General features: G+C 69.6%; 17 protein-coding genes and 2 tRNA genes. 7 read left to right on the top strand and 12 right to left on the bottom strand.

The window, feature by feature from the left end:
* Positions 1 to 28 precede the first annotated feature (28 nt).
* Positions 29 to 1,588 carry a glycine betaine/L-proline transporter ProP gene (proP, locus tag ACLBWP_RS16040; protein ID WP_447655903.1) on the bottom strand — a complete coding sequence of 520 codons (1,560 nt, stop codon included), beginning with the start codon at positions 1,586 to 1,588 and terminating at the stop codon, positions 29 to 31.
* 246 nt (positions 1,589 to 1,834) lie between these two features.
* On the opposite strand from proP, the gene valS reads away from it, so the two are divergent.
* Positions 1,835 to 4,432, top strand: coding sequence for a valine--tRNA ligase (gene valS, locus ACLBWP_RS16045; protein ID WP_447655904.1), 2,598 nt, complete (start codon positions 1,835 to 1,837; stop codon positions 4,430 to 4,432).
* Positions 4,433 to 4,476: 44 nt separating this feature from the next.
* On the top strand, positions 4,477 to 4,728 hold the full coding sequence (locus ACLBWP_RS16050) for a hypothetical protein (protein WP_447655905.1): 252 nt from the start codon (positions 4,477 to 4,479) through the stop codon (positions 4,726 to 4,728).
* A 136-nt stretch (positions 4,729 to 4,864) separates the two neighbouring features.
* On the opposite strand, the gene ACLBWP_RS16055 is transcribed toward ACLBWP_RS16050, so the two are convergent.
* The gene (locus ACLBWP_RS16055) at positions 4,865 to 5,704 is read right to left on the bottom strand and encodes an alpha/beta fold hydrolase (protein ID WP_447655906.1); all 840 of its coding nucleotides are present in this window, start codon (positions 5,702 to 5,704) and stop codon (positions 4,865 to 4,867) included.
* A 119-nt stretch (positions 5,705 to 5,823) separates the two neighbouring features.
* Here ACLBWP_RS16055 and ACLBWP_RS16060 point away from each other — a divergent pair, with 119 nt between their 5' ends.
* Both ACLBWP_RS16060 and ACLBWP_RS16065 read left to right on the top strand, forming a co-directional pair.
* The gene (locus ACLBWP_RS16060) at positions 5,824 to 6,414 is read left to right on the top strand and encodes a TetR/AcrR family transcriptional regulator (protein ID WP_447655907.1); all 591 of its coding nucleotides are present in this window, start codon (positions 5,824 to 5,826) and stop codon (positions 6,412 to 6,414) included.
* 75 nt (positions 6,415 to 6,489) lie between these two features.
* On the top strand, positions 6,490 to 8,517 hold the full coding sequence (locus tag ACLBWP_RS16065) for a M3 family metallopeptidase (protein ID WP_447655908.1): 2,028 nt from the start codon (positions 6,490 to 6,492) through the stop codon (positions 8,515 to 8,517).
* 214 nt (positions 8,518 to 8,731) lie between these two features.
* On the opposite strand, the gene clpX is transcribed toward ACLBWP_RS16065, so the two are convergent.
* On the bottom strand, positions 8,732 to 10,012 hold the full coding sequence (gene clpX / locus ACLBWP_RS16070; protein ID WP_243564373.1) for an ATP-dependent Clp protease ATP-binding subunit ClpX: 1,281 nt from the start codon (positions 10,010 to 10,012) through the stop codon (positions 8,732 to 8,734).
* A gap of 212 nt (positions 10,013 to 10,224) precedes the next feature.
* On the opposite strand from clpX, the gene ACLBWP_RS16075 reads away from it, so the two are divergent.
* Positions 10,225 to 10,956, top strand: coding sequence for a YcnI family copper-binding membrane protein (locus tag ACLBWP_RS16075; protein ID WP_447655909.1), 732 nt, complete (start codon positions 10,225 to 10,227; stop codon positions 10,954 to 10,956).
* 38 nt (positions 10,957 to 10,994) lie between these two features.
* Positions 10,995 to 11,603, top strand: coding sequence for a copper resistance CopC family protein (locus ACLBWP_RS16080; protein WP_447655910.1), 609 nt, complete (start codon positions 10,995 to 10,997; stop codon positions 11,601 to 11,603).
* A gap of 296 nt (positions 11,604 to 11,899) precedes the next feature.
* Here the strand turns inward: ACLBWP_RS16080 and ACLBWP_RS16085 are convergent, their stop codons facing one another.
* The 5 genes from ACLBWP_RS16085 to ACLBWP_RS16105 all read right to left on the bottom strand — a co-directional run bounded on the left by ACLBWP_RS16085 (position 11,900) and on the right by ACLBWP_RS16105 (position 15,164).
* Positions 11,900 to 12,559, bottom strand: coding sequence for an ATP-dependent Clp protease proteolytic subunit (locus tag ACLBWP_RS16085; RefSeq protein WP_243564370.1), 660 nt, complete (start codon positions 12,557 to 12,559; stop codon positions 11,900 to 11,902).
* A 26-nt stretch (positions 12,560 to 12,585) separates the two neighbouring features.
* A complete protein-coding gene (locus ACLBWP_RS16090) occupies positions 12,586 to 13,215 on the bottom strand; it encodes an ATP-dependent Clp protease proteolytic subunit (protein ID WP_447655911.1) in 630 nt (209 codons plus the stop codon).
* 178 nt (positions 13,216 to 13,393) lie between these two features.
* Positions 13,394 to 14,704, bottom strand: coding sequence for a trigger factor (gene tig, locus ACLBWP_RS16095; RefSeq protein ID WP_447655912.1), 1,311 nt, complete (start codon positions 14,702 to 14,704; stop codon positions 13,394 to 13,396).
* Positions 14,705 to 14,739: 35 nt separating this feature from the next.
* Positions 14,740 to 14,816, bottom strand: a tRNA-Pro gene (locus tag ACLBWP_RS16100).
* Positions 14,817 to 14,873: 57 nt separating this feature from the next.
* Positions 14,874 to 15,164, bottom strand: coding sequence for a hypothetical protein (locus ACLBWP_RS16105; RefSeq protein ID WP_447655913.1), 291 nt, complete (start codon positions 15,162 to 15,164; stop codon positions 14,874 to 14,876).
* A 52-nt stretch (positions 15,165 to 15,216) separates the two neighbouring features.
* On the opposite strand from ACLBWP_RS16105, the gene ACLBWP_RS16110 reads away from it, so the two are divergent.
* Positions 15,217 to 15,290: transfer RNA gene (locus ACLBWP_RS16110), tRNA-Gly, on the top strand.
* Here the strand turns inward: ACLBWP_RS16110 and ACLBWP_RS16115 are convergent.
* The 4 genes from ACLBWP_RS16115 to ACLBWP_RS16130 all read right to left on the bottom strand — a co-directional run bounded on the left by ACLBWP_RS16115 (position 15,259) and on the right by ACLBWP_RS16130 (position 20,680).
* Positions 15,259 to 16,176: a hypothetical protein gene (locus ACLBWP_RS16115; RefSeq protein ID WP_447655914.1), complete on the bottom strand. Its 918-nt coding sequence runs from the start codon at positions 16,174 to 16,176 to the stop codon at positions 15,259 to 15,261. The genes ACLBWP_RS16110 and ACLBWP_RS16115 overlap by 32 nt on opposite strands.
* A gap of 3 nt (positions 16,177 to 16,179) precedes the next feature.
* Entirely contained in the window at positions 16,180 to 16,509 is a 330-nt protein-coding gene (locus ACLBWP_RS16120; RefSeq protein WP_447655915.1) for a hypothetical protein, read from the bottom strand.
* Positions 16,510 to 16,642: 133 nt separating this feature from the next.
* Entirely contained in the window at positions 16,643 to 17,602 is a 960-nt protein-coding gene (locus ACLBWP_RS16125; protein WP_447655916.1) for an endo-beta-N-acetylglucosaminidase H, read from the bottom strand.
* Positions 17,603 to 17,650: 48 nt separating this feature from the next.
* Entirely contained in the window at positions 17,651 to 20,680 is a 3,030-nt protein-coding gene (locus tag ACLBWP_RS16130; RefSeq protein WP_447655917.1) for an alpha-mannosidase, read from the bottom strand.
* Between the last annotated feature and the right edge of the window lie 37 nt (positions 20,681 to 20,717).

Consider the following 20,717-nt stretch of genomic DNA (forward strand, 5'->3'; position numbering starts at 1 on the left):
CGGGTCGGGCCTCCTGGCCGTGCGTCCGTCAGCTGCGGGACGCAGCGGAGTCGTCGGCGGACACGACCGGGATCTCGCTGGTCGAGAACTCCTTGGCCCAGTCCGACTGCGCGAACTCGGACGACGGGTCGTTGTACTCGTCGATGACCTGGGCGACCTCGTCTTCGGACGCGACCGTCGGGCCCGAGCCCATGAGCGGGGTGGCGGCGGTCTCCTTCGTGAAGTACACCGCCACGAGACCGATGAGCGCCGCGGCCATCAGGTAGAACGCCGGGATGTCCTCGGCCCAGCCCAGTCCCGCGTCCTTCGCCGCGTTGATGAGCGCCGCCGTCGCCAGCGGCGTGGTGCCACCGAACAGCGAGACCGACACGTTGAACGCGATCGCCAGCGCGCCGTAGCGGATGATCGTCGGGAACAGGGCGGGGAGCGTCGAGGGCATCGTCGAGGTGAAGGTGACCAGCACGACGCCCAGGATGAGCAGACCGAAGAACACCCCGACCCCGCTGCCGGACTGCACGAGCTGCAGGGCCGGCCACGAGAACAGGAAGAAGCCGATGCACCCCGCGGCGAGCACGGGGCGGCGGCCGAACCGGTCGGACAGGCGCCCGCCGAACGTGATGACGACCATCATCAGGATCATCACGATGACGATGAGGATCAGGCCGAACGTGGCGTTCTGGCCGAGGTTCTGCTCGAGGTACGTCGGCATGTACGACAGCAGCATGTAGTCGGTCACGTTGAACACCAGCACCAGGCCGATGCAGATGACCAGCGCGCGCCAGTTCTCGGCGAACAGCTTGAGGAACGGGGTCTTCGCGGACTCACGCTCGGCGGCCTGCTCCTGCTGCTTCTGGAAGGCCGGGGTCTCCTCGAGCTTCAGGCGCAGGTACAGCCCGATCAGGCCGAGCGGACCGGCGACGATGAACGGGATGCGCCAGCCCCAGCTCAGCAGTGCCTGGTCGGACAGGCCGAACTGCAGCCCGGTGACGATCGAGGCGCCGAGCACGTAGCCGGCCAGCGTGCCGAACTCCAACCACGAGCCCATGAACCCACGACGCTTGTCGGGCGAGTACTCGGCGATGAAGGTCGCGGCCCCGCCGTACTCGCCACCGGTCGAGAAGCCCTGCACGAAGCGGGCGACGAGCAGCAGGACGGGGGCCCAGAAGCCGATCGTGTCGTACGACGGGATCAGGCCGATCATGAGCGTGCCGGCGGCCATCAGGATCATCGTGAGCGCGAGGACCTTCTGCCGGCCGATCCGGTCACCGATCGGACCGAAGACCGCACCGCCGATCGGGCGGACGATGAACGCGGCGGCGAAGAAGCCGAACGTCGCGACGATGTTCGACGCCGGGTCGCCCTGCGGCAGGAAGACCTGCGAGATCGTGACCGTCAGGTACGCGAAGATGCCGAAGTCGAACCACTCCATGGCGTTGCCGAGGGCCGCCGCGGCGACGGCACGCTTGAGCAGCGACTCCTCGACCACGGTGACGTCGTTCGTGGTCATCGTCCGGCGAGCACGCTTCGCAGCGCCCTTCGTCCGCAGCGGCCGGTCGCCGTGCGTGTTCGGTGCGGTGTTCGGTGTCAAGGGTGTTCCTCCGGTGTGCTGAGCGTCCTTCGGGCGTCCGACGGGACGGCGACGTTGCAGCTCCTACGAACTCGCGTTCGCCGGACAAACCCCGACAGACTAGCAGGTCGCAGTGGAGCGCTCCAGTGGAGGCCGTCGACGAGTCGCGGACAACCGGTACGATCAAGGGCACCACGTGCCACACGTGGACACTCAGGCACCTCATCACGGACTCGGTGCCGCACATACCGATCGAAAGGCGCAGCCATGACCAAGCCCATGCCCGACAAGCCCACGGTGGACGGACTCGAGCAGGTCTGGGGCCCACGATGGGAGCAGGACGGCACGTACCGGTTCGACCGCGACGCCGCCGGCCACCGCGACGCCGTCTACTCGATCGACACCCCGCCGCCCACGGCCTCGGGCTCGCTGCACATCGGGCACGTGTTCTCGTACACACACACCGACCTCAAGGCCCGGTTCGAGCGCATGCGCGGCAAGCACGTCTTCTACCCGATGGGCTGGGACGACAACGGTCTGCCGACCGAGCGGCGCGTGCAGAACTACTACGGCGTCCGCTGCGACCCGTCGCTCCCCTACGACCCCGACTTCACCCCGCCGTTCCAGGGCGGTGACGGCAAGTCGAGCAAGGCCGCCGACCAGCTGCCGATCTCGCGCCGCAACTTCATCGAGCTGTGCGACCAGCTGACCGTGCAGGACGAGCAGCAGTTCGAGGAGCTCTTCCGCACGCTCGGCCTGTCCGTCGACTGGACGCAGTCGTACCGCACGATCGACGCCACCTCGCGGGCGAGCGCCCAGCGGGCGTTCCTGCGCAACCTCGAGCGCGGCGAGGCCTACCAGGCCGACGCCCCGACGCTGTGGGACGTCACGTTCCGCACCGCCGTGGCCCAGGCCGAGCTCGAGGACAAGGAGATGCCGGGCGCGTACCACGGCATCGCGTTCCACAAGTCCGACGGCTCCGGCGACGTCGTCATCCAGACCACCCGCCCCGAGCTGCTCCCCGCGTGCGTCGCCCTGGTCGCGCACCCCGACGACGAGCGCTTCACGGACCTGTTCGGCACGACGGTCCGCTCCCCCCTGTTCGACGTCGAGGTGCCGGTGCTCGCGCACCACCTGGCACAGAAGGACAAGGGCGCAGGCATCGCGATGGTCTGCACCTTCGGCGACACCACCGACGTGGTGTGGTGGCGCGAGCTGCAGCTGCCGAACCGCGCCATCATCGGGTTCGACGGCCGCGTGCGCTCCGACGAGCCGGCGTGGATCACGTCGTCGCGTGGCCAGGAGCTGTACGCCGAGATGGCCGGCAAGACCGTGTTCTCGGCCAAGAAGGTCGTCGTGGACGCCCTGACCGAGTCCGGTGAGCTGGTCGGTGACGTGAAGACCATCCAGCACCCGGTGAAGTTCTTCGAGAAGGGCGACAAGCCGCTCGAGATCGTCTCGACCCGCCAGTGGTACATCGTCAACGGCGCCCGCGACGAGCAGCTCAAGGCCACCCTGCGCCAGCGCGGCCAGGAGATCGGCTTCCACCCCGACTTCATGCGCGTCCGCTACGACAACTGGGTGGGCGGCCTGTCCGGCGACTGGCTCATCTCACGCCAGCGCTTCTTCGGCGTGCCGATCCCGGTCTGGTACCCGCTCGACGCCGACGGCAACCCGGTGTACGACCAGCCGATCGTCCCGACCGAGGCCCAACTGCCCGTCGACCCGTCGTCCGAGCCCGCCCCCGGGTACCAGGACGACCAGCGCGGCGTGCCGAACGGCTTCGTCGGCGAGCTCGACGTCATGGACACCTGGGCCACCTCGTCGCTGACCCCGCAGCTTGCGGGCAAGTGGGAGACCGACCCCGCGCTCTACGACCTGGTGTACCCGTACGACGTCCGCCCGCAGGCGCAGGACATCATCCGCACGTGGCTGTTCACGACCGTGCTGCGCAGCCAGCTCGAGGCCGACGTGGTGCCGTGGAAGCACGCCAGCATCTCCGGCTTCATCGTCGACCCCGACCGCAAGAAGATGTCGAAGTCCAAGGGCAACGTCGTCACGCCGATGTCGGTCCTCGAGCAGCACGGCGCCGACGCGGTCCGCTACTGGGCTGCGTCGTCGAAGCTCGGCACGGACGCGGCGTTCGACCCGCAGAACCCGAAGCAGATCAAGGTCGGCCGCCGTCTGGCGATCAAGGTGCTCAACGCGGCGAAGTTCGTGTACGGCTTCGACCTGCCCACCGGAGCCACGAGCGTCACCGAGGCACTCGACATCGACATGCTCGCCGCCCTGGGCACCACGATCGAGCAGGCAACCACCGCGTTCGAGGGCTTCGACCACGCCCGCGCCCTCGAGGTCACCGAGCGCTTCTTCTGGACGTTCTGCGACGACTACCTCGAGCTCGTCAAGGAGCGCGCCTACGGCACCGCGCCGGACGCGACGCACGAGACCCAGGCGAGCGCGGTCCTGGCACTGCGCGCTGCGATCGACGCGCTGCTGCGCCTGCTGGCACCGTTCCTCCCGTTCGCGACGGAAGAGGTGTGGGCCTGGACCCACGACACCAGCGTGCACACCGCCGCGTGGCCGACCGCTGCCGACCTGCCGGTCGACGCGGCCGAGACGGGGCTGCTGGCCGCCGTCGGCCAGGCGCTCATCGGGATCCGCGGCGCGAAGACCGCGGCCAAGGCGTCGCAGAAGACCCCGGTCACCCGGGCCGTCGTGGCCGCGCCGGCGTCGACGCGCGAACTCGTCGAGCGGGCCGCCGTGGACCTGGCGGCCGTCGGGCGAATCGCGAACCTGTCGTTCGTCGACGGGCCGGAACTCGCCGTCGTCGAGATCGAACTGGCCGAGCAGCCCACCGCGTAGGCGGCGGTCCGCCGGTCGTCACCACACACAGCCAGGAGGCTCGGATGCAGTTGGGCACACGATGGAACGTCGGCGCCGTGGCACCGTCACGGCTCGACGCGGCCCTGGTGGCCGCGGCGCAGCAGGTCGAGGCCGAGCTGGTCTCGGCGTCGGTGGACACCGCGGGGTGGGGCTGGACGCTGACGTACCTGGAGGGCAAGCCGCGGGTGGAGCTGGACGACGGCACGTCGATCCACCTGGATGACGCCGGGCACGCCCAGGTCACGAACCCGGACGACGCGGCCGAAGAGGACTGAGTCCGGGTCGTCGTGCGCGTTCGCACGGCCCCGTTCGAACGGCGCGTTCGCACAACAGAAGCACCCCGAGCCACGCAATGCCGTGGTTCGGGGTGCTTTCGGTTGTGCGGTGTCGCTCGGGCTGGGCCCCGGCGGGTCAGGCCTTGGCGAGCCAGCCGAGCAGGACCTCGTTGACCTCGGCGGTGTGCGTCGTGAGCAGGCCGTGCGGGGCGCCCTCGATCTCGACGTACTCGGCGTGCGGCAGGGCCTTGGTGAACCGGCGGCCCGTCGCGTCGATCGGCAGGATGTTGTCCGACGTGCCGTGCACGATGAGCGCCGGCACGGTGACCTTCGGGATGTCCTGGCGGAAGTCGGTCGGCCAGGTCAGGGGTGCTGCGGCGCTGGCGATCGAGCCGGAGCCCGCCGCGACGTTCCAGGCGTTGCGGACGGCCTCTTCCGAGATGCGCGAGCCGAGGCTCTCCGACAGGTTGAAGAAGTCCTGGGTGAAGTTCGTGAAGTACGCGTACCGGTCCTTCTTGACGTCGGCCGCGATGCCCTCGAAGAACGACATCGGGCCGGCGCCGTCGGGGTTGTCGTCGGTGATCGCCAGGTACGGCTCGAGCGAGGCCAGGAACGCGACCTTGGCGATGCGGTCCTCGCCGTGACGGCCGATGTAGCGGGCGATCTCACCGGTGCCCATCGAGAACCCGACCAGGATCACGTCGTGCAGGTCGAGCGTCGTCAGCACGGTGTGCAGGTCGTCGGCGAACGTGTCGTAGTCGTAGCCGGTGGACGGCTGCGAGGACTGGCCGAACCCACGGCGGTCGTACGTGATGACGCGGTAGCCGGCGTCCAGGAGCGGCGGGACCTGACCCTCCCACGAGTTGCCGTCGAGCGGGAACCCGTGGATCAGCACGATCGGCTGGCCTGTGCCCTTGTCTTCGTAGTGCAGCTGGATGTCGACGCTGTTCTCGGTACCGACGGTGATCGAACCCATGATGTGCCTCCCTGATCCGGGGAGAACGAGCGTTCCCCTCCGGTGTGCCCTACGATAGAGAACGGCCGTTCCCAGCGCAACTCGGGTCCGGTGAACACGCAGGGAACGAGGTACGACACATGGCAGCCACGACAGCGGGTTCGGTCGCCGACGACACCAGGGCACACATCGTCGACGTCGCTGACGAACTCTTCTACACGCGCGGGATCCAGTCGGTCGGCATGGACCAGATCCGGACCGACGCCGGCGTCTCGCTGAAGAAGCTCTACGCCGCCTTCCCCGGCAAGGACCAGCTCATCGCGGCGGTGCTGGCGGGCCGTCACGACCTGTGGGAGCGGGGCATCGAGCAGGCGGTGCAGGCGGCGACCACCCCACGGGACAAGCTGCTGGCGATGTACGACTTCCTCGAGTCCTGGTTCGATGACGACACCTTCCGCGGCTGCGGCTTCATCAACGCGTTCGGCGAGCTCGGCGCGACCTCGCCGGCCGTCGCTGCGATCGCGAAGGACCACAAGGAGTCCTTCCAGCGCTACGTCGCCGGGCTGACCTCGCAGGCCGTCGCCGACCCGGCGCTGGCCGACGAGCTCGCCGCGCAGCTCGCGCTGCTGGCCGAGGGCGCCCAGACCACCGCTGCGATCGCCGGCGACACGGCGCCGGCCCGGCACGCGCGCCGCGCCGCCGCCGTCCTGATCGACGCCGCCACGCGGTAGCGCTGCCAGGGGTGCGTCCGAGGGCTGCCAGGGGTGCGTCCGAGGGCTGCCAGGGGTGCGTCCTAGGGTGGGGTGATGACGACGACGCCGTTCGATGCCCCGAGCACGCTTCCGTACGCACTCCCCCCGTTCGACCAGATCCGACTCGAGCACCACCGCCCCGCGTTCGACGCAGGCATGGCCGAGCAGCGCGACCAGGTCGAGGCCATCGCCACGAACCCGGATGCGCCGACGTTCGACAACACGCTCGTGGCGCTCGAACGCTCCGGGCAGCTGCTCGGTCGGGTCAGCGCGGTCTTCTTCACGCTGTCCTCGGCCGACTCGACGCCCCAACTCCACGACCTCGAGGCCGAGGTCTCGCCCCTGCTCGCCGCGCACCGCGACGCGATCACGCTGGACGCGCGGTTGTACGCCCGGGTGCAGGCCGTGCTCGACGGCGCCGAGGCCGCCGGGCTGACGGGCGAGGACCTGCGCCTGGTCGAGCGCACCGCCACCGAGATGACCCTGGCGGGAGCCGGCCTCGACGACGCCGGCAAGGCGCGCCTGACCGCGATCAACCAGGAGCTCTCGACCCTGACCACCACGTTCGAGCGCAACCTGCTCGACGAGACGAACGACCTGGCCGTGCACGTCACCGACGAGCACGAGCTGGTCGGTCTGGACGACGGCGCGAAGTCCGCCGCCGCCGCTGCCGCCGCCGACCGCGGGCTCGAGGGCTGGCTCATCACGCTGCCGCTCTACACCGGACACCCGTGGCTGGCCTCGCTGGCCGACCGCGGCCTGCGCGAGCGGATCATGCGCGCCTCGCTGTCCCGCGGTCGTCGCGACAACGAGCACGACAACCGCCCGGTCTTGCTGCGCATCGTGCGTCTGCGTGCCGAACGGGCCGAGCTGCTCGGGTTCCCGAATCACGCCGCCGTCGTCACCGCGGACGAGACCGCCCGGACCCCCGAGGCCGTCGACGGGCTGCTGTCCTCGCTCGTGCCGGCCGCCGCCGCGAATGCGGACGACGAACGTGCCGTCCGCGCCCGCACGCTCGGGCACGACGTCGAGGCCTGGGACTGGGCGTACGCCACCGAGATCCTGCGCGGCGAACAGTTCGCCGCCGACAGCACGGCCCTGCGCCCCTACCTCGAGGCCGACCGGGTGCTGCACGACGGGGTGTTCTTCGCCGCGAACGCGCTCTACGGGCTGAAGTTCACCGAGCGCCCGGACCTGCACGGGTACAACGACGAGGTCCGCGTGTTCGAGGTCACCGACGACGACGACACCCCCGTCGGGCTGTACCTGCTCGACCTGTACACGCGTGACGGCAAGCGGGGCGGCGCGTGGATGAACCCGATCGTCGAGCAGTCCGCGCTGATGGGCACCCTGCCCGTCGTGATGAACAACCTCAACGTCGCCAAGCCCGCGGCCGGCTCCCCCACGCTCCTGATCCAGGACGAGGTCGAGACGCTGTTCCACGAGTTCGGGCACGCGCTGCACGGGCTCATCGCCCGCACGACCTACCCCCGGTTCTCGGGGACGAACGTCGAGCGGGACTTCGTCGAGTTCCCCAGCCAGGTGAACGAGATGTGGGTGACGTGGCCCGAGGTGCTGGCGAACTACGCCAAGCACCACGAGACCGGTGCCCCGATGCCGCCGGAGCTCGTCCTGGGCCTGAGCGACTCGGCCGGGTTCAACGAGGGCTTCGGCACGACCGAGTACCTGGCAGCGGCCCTGCTCGACCAGGCCTGGCACCGCCTGTCGAAGGCCGAGGCCGACGCCGTCACCGACGTCGAGGCCTTCGAGCGCCAGGCGCTGGCGGACGCGGGCATCGCCGTCTCCGCGGTGCCGCCGCGCTACTCGTCGACGTACTTCGCGCACACCTTCTCGGGCGGGTACGACGCTGGCTACTACGGGTACATCTGGAGCGAGGTGCTCGACGCCGACACGGTGGAGTGGTTCCGCGACCACGGCGGGCTCGACCGCGCCGCCGGCCGTCGCTTCGCCACGATGGTGCTCGGTGTCGGTGGGTCGAAGGACCCGATCGAGGCCTTCCGCGAGTTCCGCGGCCGCGACGCCGAGGTCGGGCCGCTGCTGCGTCGCCGCGGCCTGCAGTAGGCAGCGGCCGGGCGCCACGCTCGCGCCGTCACGGCTGCCTCGTCGTCACGGCTGCCGCGTCGGCACGGCTGCCGCGTCGGCACGGCTGCCGCGTCGGCACGGCTGCCGCGTTGCACCCCCGGACGAACATCGCGCCCCGGAGAACCGGGGCGCGATGTTCGTGCGCGGGTGCGAAGGGCGGCGGGACCGTGCGACGCACGGCGGACCGCGGCGGCTAGGCCGACTTCTCGATGCGCCCTGCCTGCTGACGCGGCACGATCGTCGGCGCGGCGTTCTCGAGCACGGACTCGCGGGTGACGACGACCCGGGCGACGTCGTCGTCCGAGGGGACGTCGAACATGATCGGCCCGAGGACTTCTTCCATGATGGCGCGCAGCCCGCGAGCACCGGTCTGGCGGAGCACGGCCAGGTCAGCGATCGCCTCGAGGGCGCCCTGCTCGAAGTCGAGCTCGACACCGTCGATCTGGAACATGCGCTGGTACTGCCGGACCAGGGCGTTCTTCGGCTTGGTCAGGATCTCCATGAGCGCGGACTGGTCGAGCTGGGACACCGTCGTGACGACGGGCAGACGACCGATGAACTCGGGGATGAGCCCGAACTTGTGCAGGTCCTCGGGCAGGACGTCGGCGTACAGGTCCTGCTGGTCGAGCGGGCTGTGCAGCTGCGCCCCGAACCCGATGCCGCGCTTGCCGACGCGCGAGGACACGATCTCTTCGAGCCCCGCGAACGCACCGGCCACGATGAACAGCACGTTCGTCGTGTCGATCTGGATGAACTCCTGGTGCGGGTGCTTGCGACCACCCTGCGGTGGCACCGATGCAACCGTGCCCTCGAGGATCTTGAGCAGGGCCTGCTGCACGCCTTCGCCCGAGACGTCGCGCGTGATCGAGGGGTTCTCGGCCTTGCGCGCGATCTTGTCGACCTCGTCGATGTAGATGATGCCGGTCTCGGCGCGCTTGACGTCGTAGTCGGCGGCCTGGATCAGCTTGAGCAGGATGTTCTCGACGTCTTCGCCGACGTAGCCCGCCTCGGTCAGGGCCGTGGCGTCGGCGACCGCGAACGGCACGTTCAGGCGCTTGGCGAGCGTCTGCGCCAGGTACGTCTTGCCGCAGCCGGTCGGACCGATCAGCAGGATGTTCGACTTGGCGATCTCGACGTCGTCGCGGTCTTCGGCGGCGGTGATGGTGCCCTGCGCACGGATGCGCTTGTAGTGGTTGTAGACCGCGACGGCGAGTGCACGCTTGGCCGGGTCCTGCCCGATGACGTACTCCTGCAGGAAGTCGAAGATCTCGCGCGGCTTGGGCAGCTCGAACTCGCCACTGCCGGTCTCGTCGCTGGCTTCTGCCAGGCGTTCTTCGATGATCTCGTTGCAGAGCTCGACGCACTCGTCACAGATGTAGACGCCGGGACCGGCGATCAGTTGCTGTACCTGCTTCTGGCTCTTGCCACAGAAGGAGCACTTGAGGAGGTCCGCGCTCTCTCCGATGCGTGCCATGCCCGAGCCTTCCCTGGTCGACGTGCACCGATGCGCCGGTGCACGAGGTCGTCGTGGGTCCGAGCCTAACCGCATCCGACGACACTGACGGCGACGCCGAGCGCGTTTCGAGGGGCGCGTTCGCCGTGGGCGTTGCGTCCTGCTAGGTTGGAGCCCGAGGTTCTACAAGTTGTAGAGCAAACCCCGGTGACCACCGTGAGAGGAACCACCCCATGCAGAAGCGCCTCGCCGTCGGCAGCGCAGCGACCCTCGCCGTCGCCGCAGCCATCGTCCTGGGCACCGCCGCCTCCGCCAGCGCCCACGTCGAAGCGACGAGCACGAGCACCGCGGCGAACTCGTACACGACCGCCACGTTCTCGGTCCCGCACGGCTGCGACGGCTCCCCCACGACGACGCTGCAGTTCCACATCCCGTCCTCGATCATCGAGGTCACGCCGACCGTCAACCCGAACTGGGACATCACGAAGACCACCGAGCCGTACACCAGCACCAAGGCCGCGTCCGACGACGAGTCCGCCGCCGACGCCGGTGAGCGCGTGACGAGCGTCACCTACACGGCGAAGACCCCGCTCCCCGCCGACGAGCGCGACACGTTCTCGCTGTCGTTCTCGCTGCCCGACGGCAAGGCCGGCGACGTCGTCGCGTTGCCCGTCACCCAGACCTGCGAGAAGGGGGCCACCGAGTGGGACCAGGTGCAGAAGGCCGGGCAGGCCGAGCCCGAGCACCCCGCGCCGTCGATCACCCTCACCGCCGCATCCACCGCCGCCGGTGACGACGACGACGCAGCCGCCGCCACCACCGCGTCCTCGTCGTCGTCCGCCACCACGCCCGCCACGTCCGAGCCCGACCTGGTCGGTCGCTTCCTCGGCCTGGGCGGGCTGGTCCTCGGTGCAGCCGGACTCGTCGTCGCCGTCGCCGCGACCCGGCGCCGCAGCACCAAGTGACCAGAACCGGTCGCCGGCACGCACCGGCCAGGAGGATCGTGGCGGGCGCCGCCACGATCCTCCTGGCCGTCGGTGGTGCCGTCTTCGGGCTCGCCGGTCCGGCGAGTGCCCACAACTACATGATCGCGTCGACCCCCGCGGTCGACGGCACGCTGACGTCGCTGCCGAAGGCGTTCGAGATCACCACGAACGACAAGCTGCTCGACATCGGCGGCACCGGATCCGGGTTCGCCTACCGCATCGTCGGGCCGGACGATCGGTACTACGAGGACGGCTGCGTCGCGATCGACGGTCCATCGATGACCACGAAGGCCTCGCTCGGCGCCTCGGGGAAGTACCGGGTCGAGTGGCAGATCGTCTCGGCGGACGGGCACACCGTGTCGGACGAGTACGCGTTCACGTGGAAGGCCCCGTCCGGGTCCACCCCGGCGACGGGCTCGGCGAAGCCCCCGACGTGCGCGGCCGCGGGGTCGACCGCGTCGTCCGACAGCACGACGGGCACGGCATCCGGCAGTGGGGACTCCCCCGCGTCCGACGCACTGTTCATCGGCGCTGGCGGGCTGGTCGTCGTCGCGGCGATCGTCGGGGTGCTGCTGCTCGTGCGGCGCCGTCCCGCGCCCGAGGCCGACACCGACGACACCGACTGACCAGTCACGACACCGACGACCCCGACGCCTGACGACCCCGACGCCTCAACGGTCACAACACCCCGCTCACGTTCGTCCACCGGTCGGTGATCGTCGCTGCCGGCCCCGCCGACCGACGATTCCCGACCGGCCGGCGCTCGACCGACGGGGTGTCGTGACCAGTCGACCAGCGCCGCAGGCGTCCCGACCCACCGCCCCACCGCCCGCCGGCCCGCCGGCCCGCCGGCCCGCCCGCCACTGCCCCACGCACGACGAAGGCCCCGCACCAGATCGGTGCGGGGCCTTCGTGCGTTGCGCTACTTGACGAGTGCCGGCAGGTTCTTCCGGCTCGTCAGGACCTGGTCGATCAGGCCGTACTCCACGGCTTCGGCAGCGGACATGATCTTGTCGCGCTCGATGTCGTGGTTGACCTGCTCAGGCGTCTTGTTGGAGTGCTTCGACAGCGTCTCCTCGAGCCAGGTGCGCATACGGAGGATCTCCGCCGCCTGGATCTCGATGTCGGACGCCTGACCGCCACCCTGCTGGGTCGCGGGCTGGTGGATGAGCACGCGGGCGTTCGGCAGCGCCAGACGCTTGCCGGGGGTGCCGGCAGCCAGCAGCACCGACGCGGCCGAGGCAGCCTGGCCGAGGCAGACCGTCTGGATCTGCGGACGGATGTACTGCATCGTGTCGTAGATCGCCGTCATCGCGGTGAACGAGCCACCGGGCGAGTTGATGTACATCACGATGTCGCGGTCGGGGTCCATCGACTCGAGCACGAGCAGCTGGGCCATGACGTCGTCGGCCGACGCGTCGTCGACCTGCACGCCGAGGAACACGATGCGGTCCTCGAACAGCTTCGCGTACGGGTCCTGCCGCTTGTAGCCGTAGGCCGTGCGCTCTTCGAAGCTCGGGAGGATGTACCGATCAGAGGGAGCCGGGACGTTCTGCGCGCCACCGAGCATGGGGAGATGCATTCTCGTTTCCTTTTCTTCGGTGGGGGTCAGGACTGGGCGTCGGGGTCGGCCGCGGGGGTCTGCGTCTCGCCGTCGCTGACGGTGCCGCCACCGCCGATGACCTCGGCGCTCGATGCGCGGAGGTGGTCGACGAAGCCGTAGTCGAGCGCTTCCTGCGCCGTGAACCAGTTGTCACGGTCGTTGTCCTTGAGGACCTGGGCGACCGTCTTGCCGGTCTGCTCAGCCGTCAGCTCGGCCATCCGCTGCTTCATGTCGAGGATGACCTTGGCCTGCGTCTGGATGTCCGCGGCGGTCCCGCCGAAGCCACCGGACGGCTGGTGCAGCAGCACGCGGGCGTTCGGCGTGATGTACCGCTTGCCCGGGGTGCCGGAGGACAGCAGGAACTGTCCCATCGACGCGGCGAGGCCGATGCCCACCGTGACGATGTCGTTCGGCACGAACTGCATCGTGTCGTAGATCGCCATGCCGGCGGTGATCGAACCACCGGGCGAGTTGATGTAGAGGTAGATGTCCTTCTCAGGGTCCTCGGCGGCGAGCAGCAGCAGCTTGGCTGCGATCTCGTTCGAGTTGTCGTCGCGGACCTCGGAGCCGAGCCACACGATCCGGTCTCTCAGAAGGCGGTCAAAAACACTGGGGTTCAGTGTTGCTTCGGCCATGGAAAAGCTCCCGTTCAGTTGTCGCTTGATGTCGAACTTATCGGTTGCAACGCACCAGTTCGCGCCTGTTCGCTGTCGGCTGTGCGGGTCGCGGGAAACGCGGCCGGAACACACAGGAGGCGCGGTGCCAGCTGGCACCGCGCCTCCTGTGTGTGACGCGGTTGCGTCGGGAGCGTGACTACTCGGCGTCGACCGTGGTCGGCTGCTGCGCGACGCCCGCGGTGAACGCGGACAGGTCGACGGGCTCGCCGTTGGTGTCCTTGACCGTGACCTGGGCCAGCACGGTGGCGACGGCCTTGGACCGAGCGACCTCGCCGACCATGCCGGGGATCTGGCCGTTCTGGTCGATCACCTTGATGAACTCGCCCGGCTCCATGCCGTACTGCGCGGCGGCCTGGATCAGGTACTGCGTGAGCTCTTCCTGCGAGACCTGGATCGACTCCTTCTCGGCGATGGAGTCGAGCAGGATCTGCGAGCGGAAGGCGGTCTCGCTGGACTCGGCGACTTCCTTGCGGTGCTCGTCGTCCTCGAGGCGGTTCTCCTGCTCGAGGTGACGGTGGACCTCGTCCTCGATGAGCTTTTCGGAGATCGGGATGTTCACGTCCTCGAGCAGCTTCTCGACGAGCTTGTCGCGAGCCGCAGCGCCCTGACCGAAGGTCTTGGACTTCGCGATCTGCTCCTTGAGGTCACCCTTGAGCTCGTCGATGGTGTCGAACTGGCTGGCGATCTGCGCGAACTCGTCGTCGGCCTCGGGGAGCTCGCGCTCCTTGACGGCGGTGACGGTGACGGTGATCTGCGCGGTCTCGCCCTCGCGGTCGCCACCGACCAGCGTGGACTCGAACGTGGTGGACTCGCCGGCGGTCAGGGACTCGAGTGCCTCGTCGATGCCCTCGAGCAGGTCGCCCGAGCCGAGCTCGTAGGAGACGCCGGTGGCCGAGTCGACCTCGTCGTCACCGATGGTGGCGGTCAGGTCGATCTGGGCGAAGTCGCCCTTGGTCGCCGGACGGTCGACCGTGACGAGGGTGCCGAAGCGCGTGCGGAGGTTCTGCAGCTCTTCGTCGATCTCGTCGTCGGAGACCTCGACCGCGTCGACGGTCAGCTCGTAGGAGCTGTAGTCGGGCAGGTCGAACTCGGGACGGACGTCCACCTCGAAGGTGAGGACGAGGTCGCCGGTGAAGTCGTTGACGTTCGGCAGCTCGGCGACGTCGGCTTCGGCACGGCCGAGGATGCGCAGTTCCTGCTCGTCGATCGCCTGGCGGTAGAAGGTGTCGATCGCGTCGCTGACGGCGTGGTTCAGGACCTCGCCGCGGCCGACACGCTGGTCGACGATCGCCGGCGGGACCTTGCCCTTGCGGAAGCCGGGGATGTTGATCTGCTCGGCGATGTGCTTGTACGCGTGGTCGATGCTCGGCTTGAGCTCTTCCGGCGTCACGTTCACCGTGAGCTTGACGCGGGTCTCGCTCACCTTGTCGACGGTGCTGTTGGCCAAGGGGGAATCTCCTGATGGTTGTCGGTGGTGTGTCCTGGTCGGGGCGACAGGATTCGAACCTGCGACCTCCCGCTCCCAAAGCGGGCGCTCTACCAAGCTGAGCTACGCCCCGTTTGACTGGGCCAGGGTGCTCGCGCACACCGGTAGGGCGCATGCGACGCCGATGAGTCTAGCGGTCCGCAGGTGGCTGGTTCCCGGGAGGACCCTCGGGTGTGTGCAAACTCCGGCGCCACCGCACCCCGACGGCGACCTGTACCCCGAGTGCGGCCAGGGCGAGCACGAGTCCGATGACGATCCGCCACACGTGCAGCAGCGCGTGCGCCGGCTGGGTCTGCGGGTCCCCGAACAGCTCCGGACGCAGCGACAGGACGACCGCGGCCAGGGCGACGAGCACGAACGACAGGACCCGGGAGCGCTTGATCCTGCGCTGGGAGGACACGTCCGGTGGGGGCAGGATCATCGGGGGTGGTTCGTCCGGTATGGTGGTTGCGCTGCGCTTCGTGCGCAGGCGCGGGGATGTAGCTCAATGGTAGAGCCCCAGTCTTCCAAACTGGCTACGCGGGTTCGATTCCCGTCATCCCCTCCACCTCACTTTCCCCTGACCCCGAGTCCAGGGTCTGCAGCCAGTCGCGCGGGGCGGAACGGTACGCGGCAGGCATCGCGTCGCCGGCGGCGTCGATCGCCCGCTGCCAGCTCAGCACCCGCGGCACGACCGCGAGCGTGGTCGCCAGCCCGACGAGGTGCTGCACGTCCGGGTCCGCGGCCACGCCGGGCTCGTCGAAGAACGTCTCGAGGTAGGCGTCCACCGCGCCGGGTACTTCCTCTCGCCCGGCGACCAGCAGGCTGCAGAACGGGTGGGACACGCTGCCGTCGCCCCAGTCGAACGGCACGGCGCCCCGCGCGAAGGCGTTCCCCGTGTGCAGGTCACCGTGGTCGAGTGTCGCCATCGGCAGGAGCTCGTCGAGTTCGGCGGCGGTGTCGCTGAGCATGGGGAGCACCCTGCGGAGCTCGGGCGCCCACCGATCCACGAGCGCAGCAGCGACCTCCGGAAGCACCCCGAGACGCACGTCGGGCACGCCAGCGCGTACCAGGTCGTCGGCGGCCGCGGGTTCCGTCGCCCACTGGACCTCCGCGACGTTGCGCATGACCTGCTGCCACACAGCGTCCCGCTCGGACGCATCCGCGAGCCGCACGATCGGCCCACCGTCCGGCAGCAGCACGTGATTGCCCTGCACAGCGATCGCGCGTTGCACGTGCGGGACGCCGTGGAGCGCGAGCACCTCGAGCAGTGCGGGCTCGATCGCGGCGCCGTCGGGCGCGGTCTTCAGGTAGAGGTCACCGTCACCGGTGCGGACACGCCAGACGGTGCTCCATGCACGCTGCCGCACCTGCTCGACGGCCACCACGTCAGCGCCCTGCGCAGCGAGTACCTCGCGGGCCCACGACACCGCGTCCGTCCGGCCGTCGCGCACGTGTCAGACCGCCTGGATCGTCTCGGCCTCGATCTCCTGTCGCAACATCCGGTAGTGGTCTTCCCAAGCAGGGGTTCCGCGCCCGGCTGCGTGCAGGGCTCCGCGTACCGCACCGATACCGGCTTCGAGTGCATCGATCTCGCTCGGAGCCTCCACCACGAGCGAGAACGTCATCGTCCGCTGGGACAGGTCGATCGCGATGTCCTGGTCGAGACCATCGGTGTCGAAGAACGCCTCGGCGATCACGTCGACGTGCGACTCGATGTCCTCGGCCTCCGTGGCGGCGCATTCGAGCCGCAGCGAGTAGTTCGTCATCATGCGCCCTCCGGTCACCAGCATCCTAGGGACGAGCAACGACGGCTGCACCTGCCACGGAGGACCGCCGCGACCCCGTGCGCCGGCGACCGCCCGGTGCGAGGAAAGAACCTCGCACCGAGCGATCAACGGCGCACCAGCGCCGCGGCCCCTACCGGTAGACCGCCGTCTGCCCGTAGAGCACCTTCGTGAACGACGACACGTACGGCGAGACGTCACCGTCCGGCAGGTTGTACGTCATGAAGACGCCGTACCCGTCGGCCTTCGACCGCTGCGCGAGCGACACCGCGGTGGACTGCGGCGTGTTCTGGATGTCGACGGCTGCGGCCGACAGTCGGTCCTTGCCGAGCCCCGGGATCGACGGCGCCGAGTACGTGCCGTAGTACGGGTTCCAGGCGTAGTCGAGCTTCGACCCGATCGACGGGCTCGAGGCGGACAACGACGTCGACGCCGGGCCGATGTCGTAGAACGAGATGAGCTTGCCGGGCATGTCCGCACGGAGCGCGCTGATCAGCCAGCCGATGGACTGGTCGTTCGGCTGCGCGGTGCCGTTCACGCCGTAGTCGGAGTACTCGTCGTCCAGGTCGACCCCGTCGAGGCCGTACTTCGACACCGTCGCGGCCACCTGGGACGCGAAGTCGGCCGCCGCGGCCTGCGAGGTGAAGTTGGCGATGCCGGTGCCCTGGTGGTTGCCCAAGACCGACAGCGACACCTTGATGCCCTTGGCCTGCAGCGGACGGATCTGTGTCGCCGCGGCGTCGAGCGTGGCCTGCACGTTCTCGTTGTTGTACAGGACGGCACGGCCGTCCTGGTTGTTGATGTTCGCGGCGAAGATGATCGCCACGTCGAACGCGTTCGCACCGTTCGCCAGCGTGTACCGGCCGACGTTCGACAGCTGGTCGTTGTTGACCTCGACGTACGCGATGCTCGTCGGCCCGGTCTTGGTCGGTGCCGCGTGCGGCTGCCGGCCGTGACCGACCCCGTGGTGGGCACCGTGCCCGTGCGCGAGGCCGGTCGGCGAGGGCGCAGCCGAGGCAGCCGCTGGCGCGAGCGTCCCGGCGAGCACCGCCGCGACAGCCGCGACGACGACGGACTTCATGGACTTCTTCATGACACTCCTCTTCGAGTGATGAACCGGACGACGGACGTCGTCCGGCGTTCAGCTCCGCGGGAAGCGGAAGGTACGGACCTCGAACGCGTCGACGGGGAAGCTCCAGCCGCCGTCGGTCGAGGAGGCCGCCGTGACACCGGGCAGCGCGGGATCGGTCTCCTCGAGCAGGGTGACCTCGACCGGGTCGCCGAAGGGTCCGTCGACCGACAGGCCACCGGTCCCCCGGCGCCCAGCGGGCTCGTACACGCGCACGACCAGGTCGCCCGAGCGGTCGTCGGCGAGCTTCACGCTCGACACCACGACGTCGCCCGATGCCCGCACGAGGGGCGCGAAGGCACTGCCGCCCGACACCGTGCGCGACGCGGTGTTCATCACGATGCCGGCCGTGGTCGCACCGACGACGTCCGTCCCGATCACCATGCCGTAGCGGTGCGTCTGCAGACCCTGGTCCGTCTCGGGGTCCGGGAACCGCGGCGCACGCAGCAGCGACAGCCGCACGGTCGTCGTGACGTGTCCGTCGACGGCGTCGCGGGTGGTGTCGAAGCCGTGGATCGAGTCGTTCACGAGCGCGACGCCGAATCCGGGTTCCTCGACGAGCACGTAGCGGTGCATCGAGGTCTCGAACTTGGCAGCCTCCCACGAGGTGTTCGTGTGGGTGACCCGCTTCTGCGCGCCGAACTGGGTCTCGGCGACGGTGTGCTCGGCGCGGACGTCGAGCGGGAACGCCACCTTGAGGAACTTCTCGGTCTCGTGCCAGTCGGTGCGCTGGTCGATCTCGAGGGTGCGCGACCCCGGCGCCAGGCTGAGCTCCTGCGTGAGCGTCGACGACCCGAAGCTGCGCGACACGACGATCCGGGCCACCCCGTCATCGTCGACGGACGACGTCAGCGCGTCCACCTGCACCAGGTCCTCGACCCGGTTGCGGTAGTAGCGGTCGACGTCCCAGGCGTCCCACATGTTCGGGAAGTCCTGGTGCAGCTGCAGCAGGTTCGCGACCTGCCCGGGCGCGATCGCCTGCCGCCCGGTGGTCAGGTCGACGGCGCTGGTCACCAGGCCGCGGCCGTCGATGGTGATCTGGACGAGCTCGTTCGTGAGCACGACGCCGCCGTCGACGTCCTCGAGCGTGACCGGCGCGCCCGGTGCGACGTCCTCGGCGCGCGTCGCGCCGAGTGCGGGAGCACCGGACCGGAGGCTCGGGGCCGCGTTCACGACGACCGTGCCGTCCCCGGGACCGACGAGGGCCGACAGGGCGGACGCGATGAGGGCCTCCAGGCGGTCGGCGACCTCGGCGTACTTCGCGACCGCTTCGCGGTGCACCCACGCGATCGACGTGCCGGGCAGGATGTCGTGGAACTGCTGCAGCAGCACCTGCTGCCACAGCGCGTCGAGCTCGTCGTAGGGGTACTCGTACCCGGTGCGCGCGGCTGCGGTGGCGGCCCACAGCTCGGCCTCGAGCAGCAGGTGCTCGCTCCGGCGGTTGCCCTGCTTGGTCTGGTGCTGGCTGGTCAGCGTCGCACGGTGCAGCTCGAGGTAGAGCTCCCCGACCCACACGGGCGGGTCCGGCAGCTCGGCCTTGGCCCGGTCGAAGAACGCGTCGGGGTGCTCCCACGTGACGCGGGCGCTGCCCTCGAGGTCGGCGAGCCGGGCGGCCGTGCCGGTCATCTCACGGGTGGTGCCACCGCCGCCGTCACCCCAGCCGACCGGGGCGATCGACCCCGACGCCAGCCGGTTCTCGCGGAACTGGCGTGAGGCCTTGGCGACCTCGGACCCGGACAGACGCGAGTTGTACGTGTCCATCGACGGGAAGTGCGAGAACACGCGCGACCCGTCGATGCCCTCCCACAGGAACGTGTGGTGCGGGAACTTGTTCACCTGGTTCCACGAGATCTTCTGCGTGAAGAACCACGCGAAGCCCGCGCGGCGCATCAGCTGCGGGAGCGCCGGCGAGTACCCGAAGCTGTCGGGCAGCCACACGCCCTCGGGCCGGATGCCGAACTCACGCTCGAAGAACCGCTGCCCCTGCGAGAACTGCCGGACGAGGCTCTCGCCGGTCGGCATCACCGTGTCGGACTCGACCCACATCCCGCCGAGCGGCAGGAACCGTCCGGCGGCGACGGCGTCCTTGACCCGCGTGTAGACCTCGGGGCGGTGCTCCTTGATCCACGCGTACTGCTGGGCGCTGGACATGCCGTACAGGAAGTCGTCGGTCTGGTCGATGAGCTCGGTCATCGTCGAGGTGGTGCGGGCGACCTTGCGGATCGTCTCGCGCACCGGCCACAGCCACGCGGAGTCGATGTGGGCGTGGCCGACGGCCGAGATCCGGTGCGCCGAGGCCTCGGCGGGCGCGGCCAGCACCTCGGCGAGCGCGGCGCGGGCATCGGGGGCGGTCTCGGCGATGTGCTGCAGGTCGAGGGCGTCGAGGGCGTCGTCGAGCGCCTGCAGGATCCGCATCCGGCGGGGCCCCTCGGGGAGTTCGGCCTGCAGTTCGAGCAGCACGGCGATGTCGAGAGCCAGTTCGTGCACCTCGGACTCGAACACGGCCAGGTCCATCCGGCGGCTGGTGTAGAGCTTCTTCGAGGACGCGGTCTGCACGTCGCCCTCGTGCGTGACGAGGAAGGGGTGGTAGTCGAGCAGCACGGGGTTCGACGCCGCCTCGACGAAGAACTCGACGGTCTCGCCGCCCACGGCCCGTTCGGCGACCAGGACCCACTGGTTGCGGGGGTTGATCGACTTCACCGGGGTGCCGTCGGCCAGGTACACGAGCCCCTCGCACTGGAAGCCCGGCATGTTCGGGTCGAAGCCCAGGTCGATGACGGCCTCGACGCGTCGGCCGGCCCACGCGTCGGGGACGGTGCCGCGCAGCCGGAACCACGTCGTGCCCCACGCGGCACCCCAGGTCGTGCCGACGTCGTACGGCTCGAAGGTCAGCGTCAGGCCCTCGGCGGGGGCGATCGGCTCTCCGGGCAGCTCGTGCCACGCGGTGTCGAGCGGGACGGCCGTGGCGTGCACTGCCGGGGTGATGCGCTCGTCGAGGACCCGACGTGCGCGGCCGGTGGTCAGGGGGATGTCGTCGTGCATGGTGCCTTCCGGGGCGTGTGGCGGGTCCGGTGGTGAG

The sequence above is a fragment of the Microbacterium sp. M1A1_1b genome, from assembly GCF_053345565.1.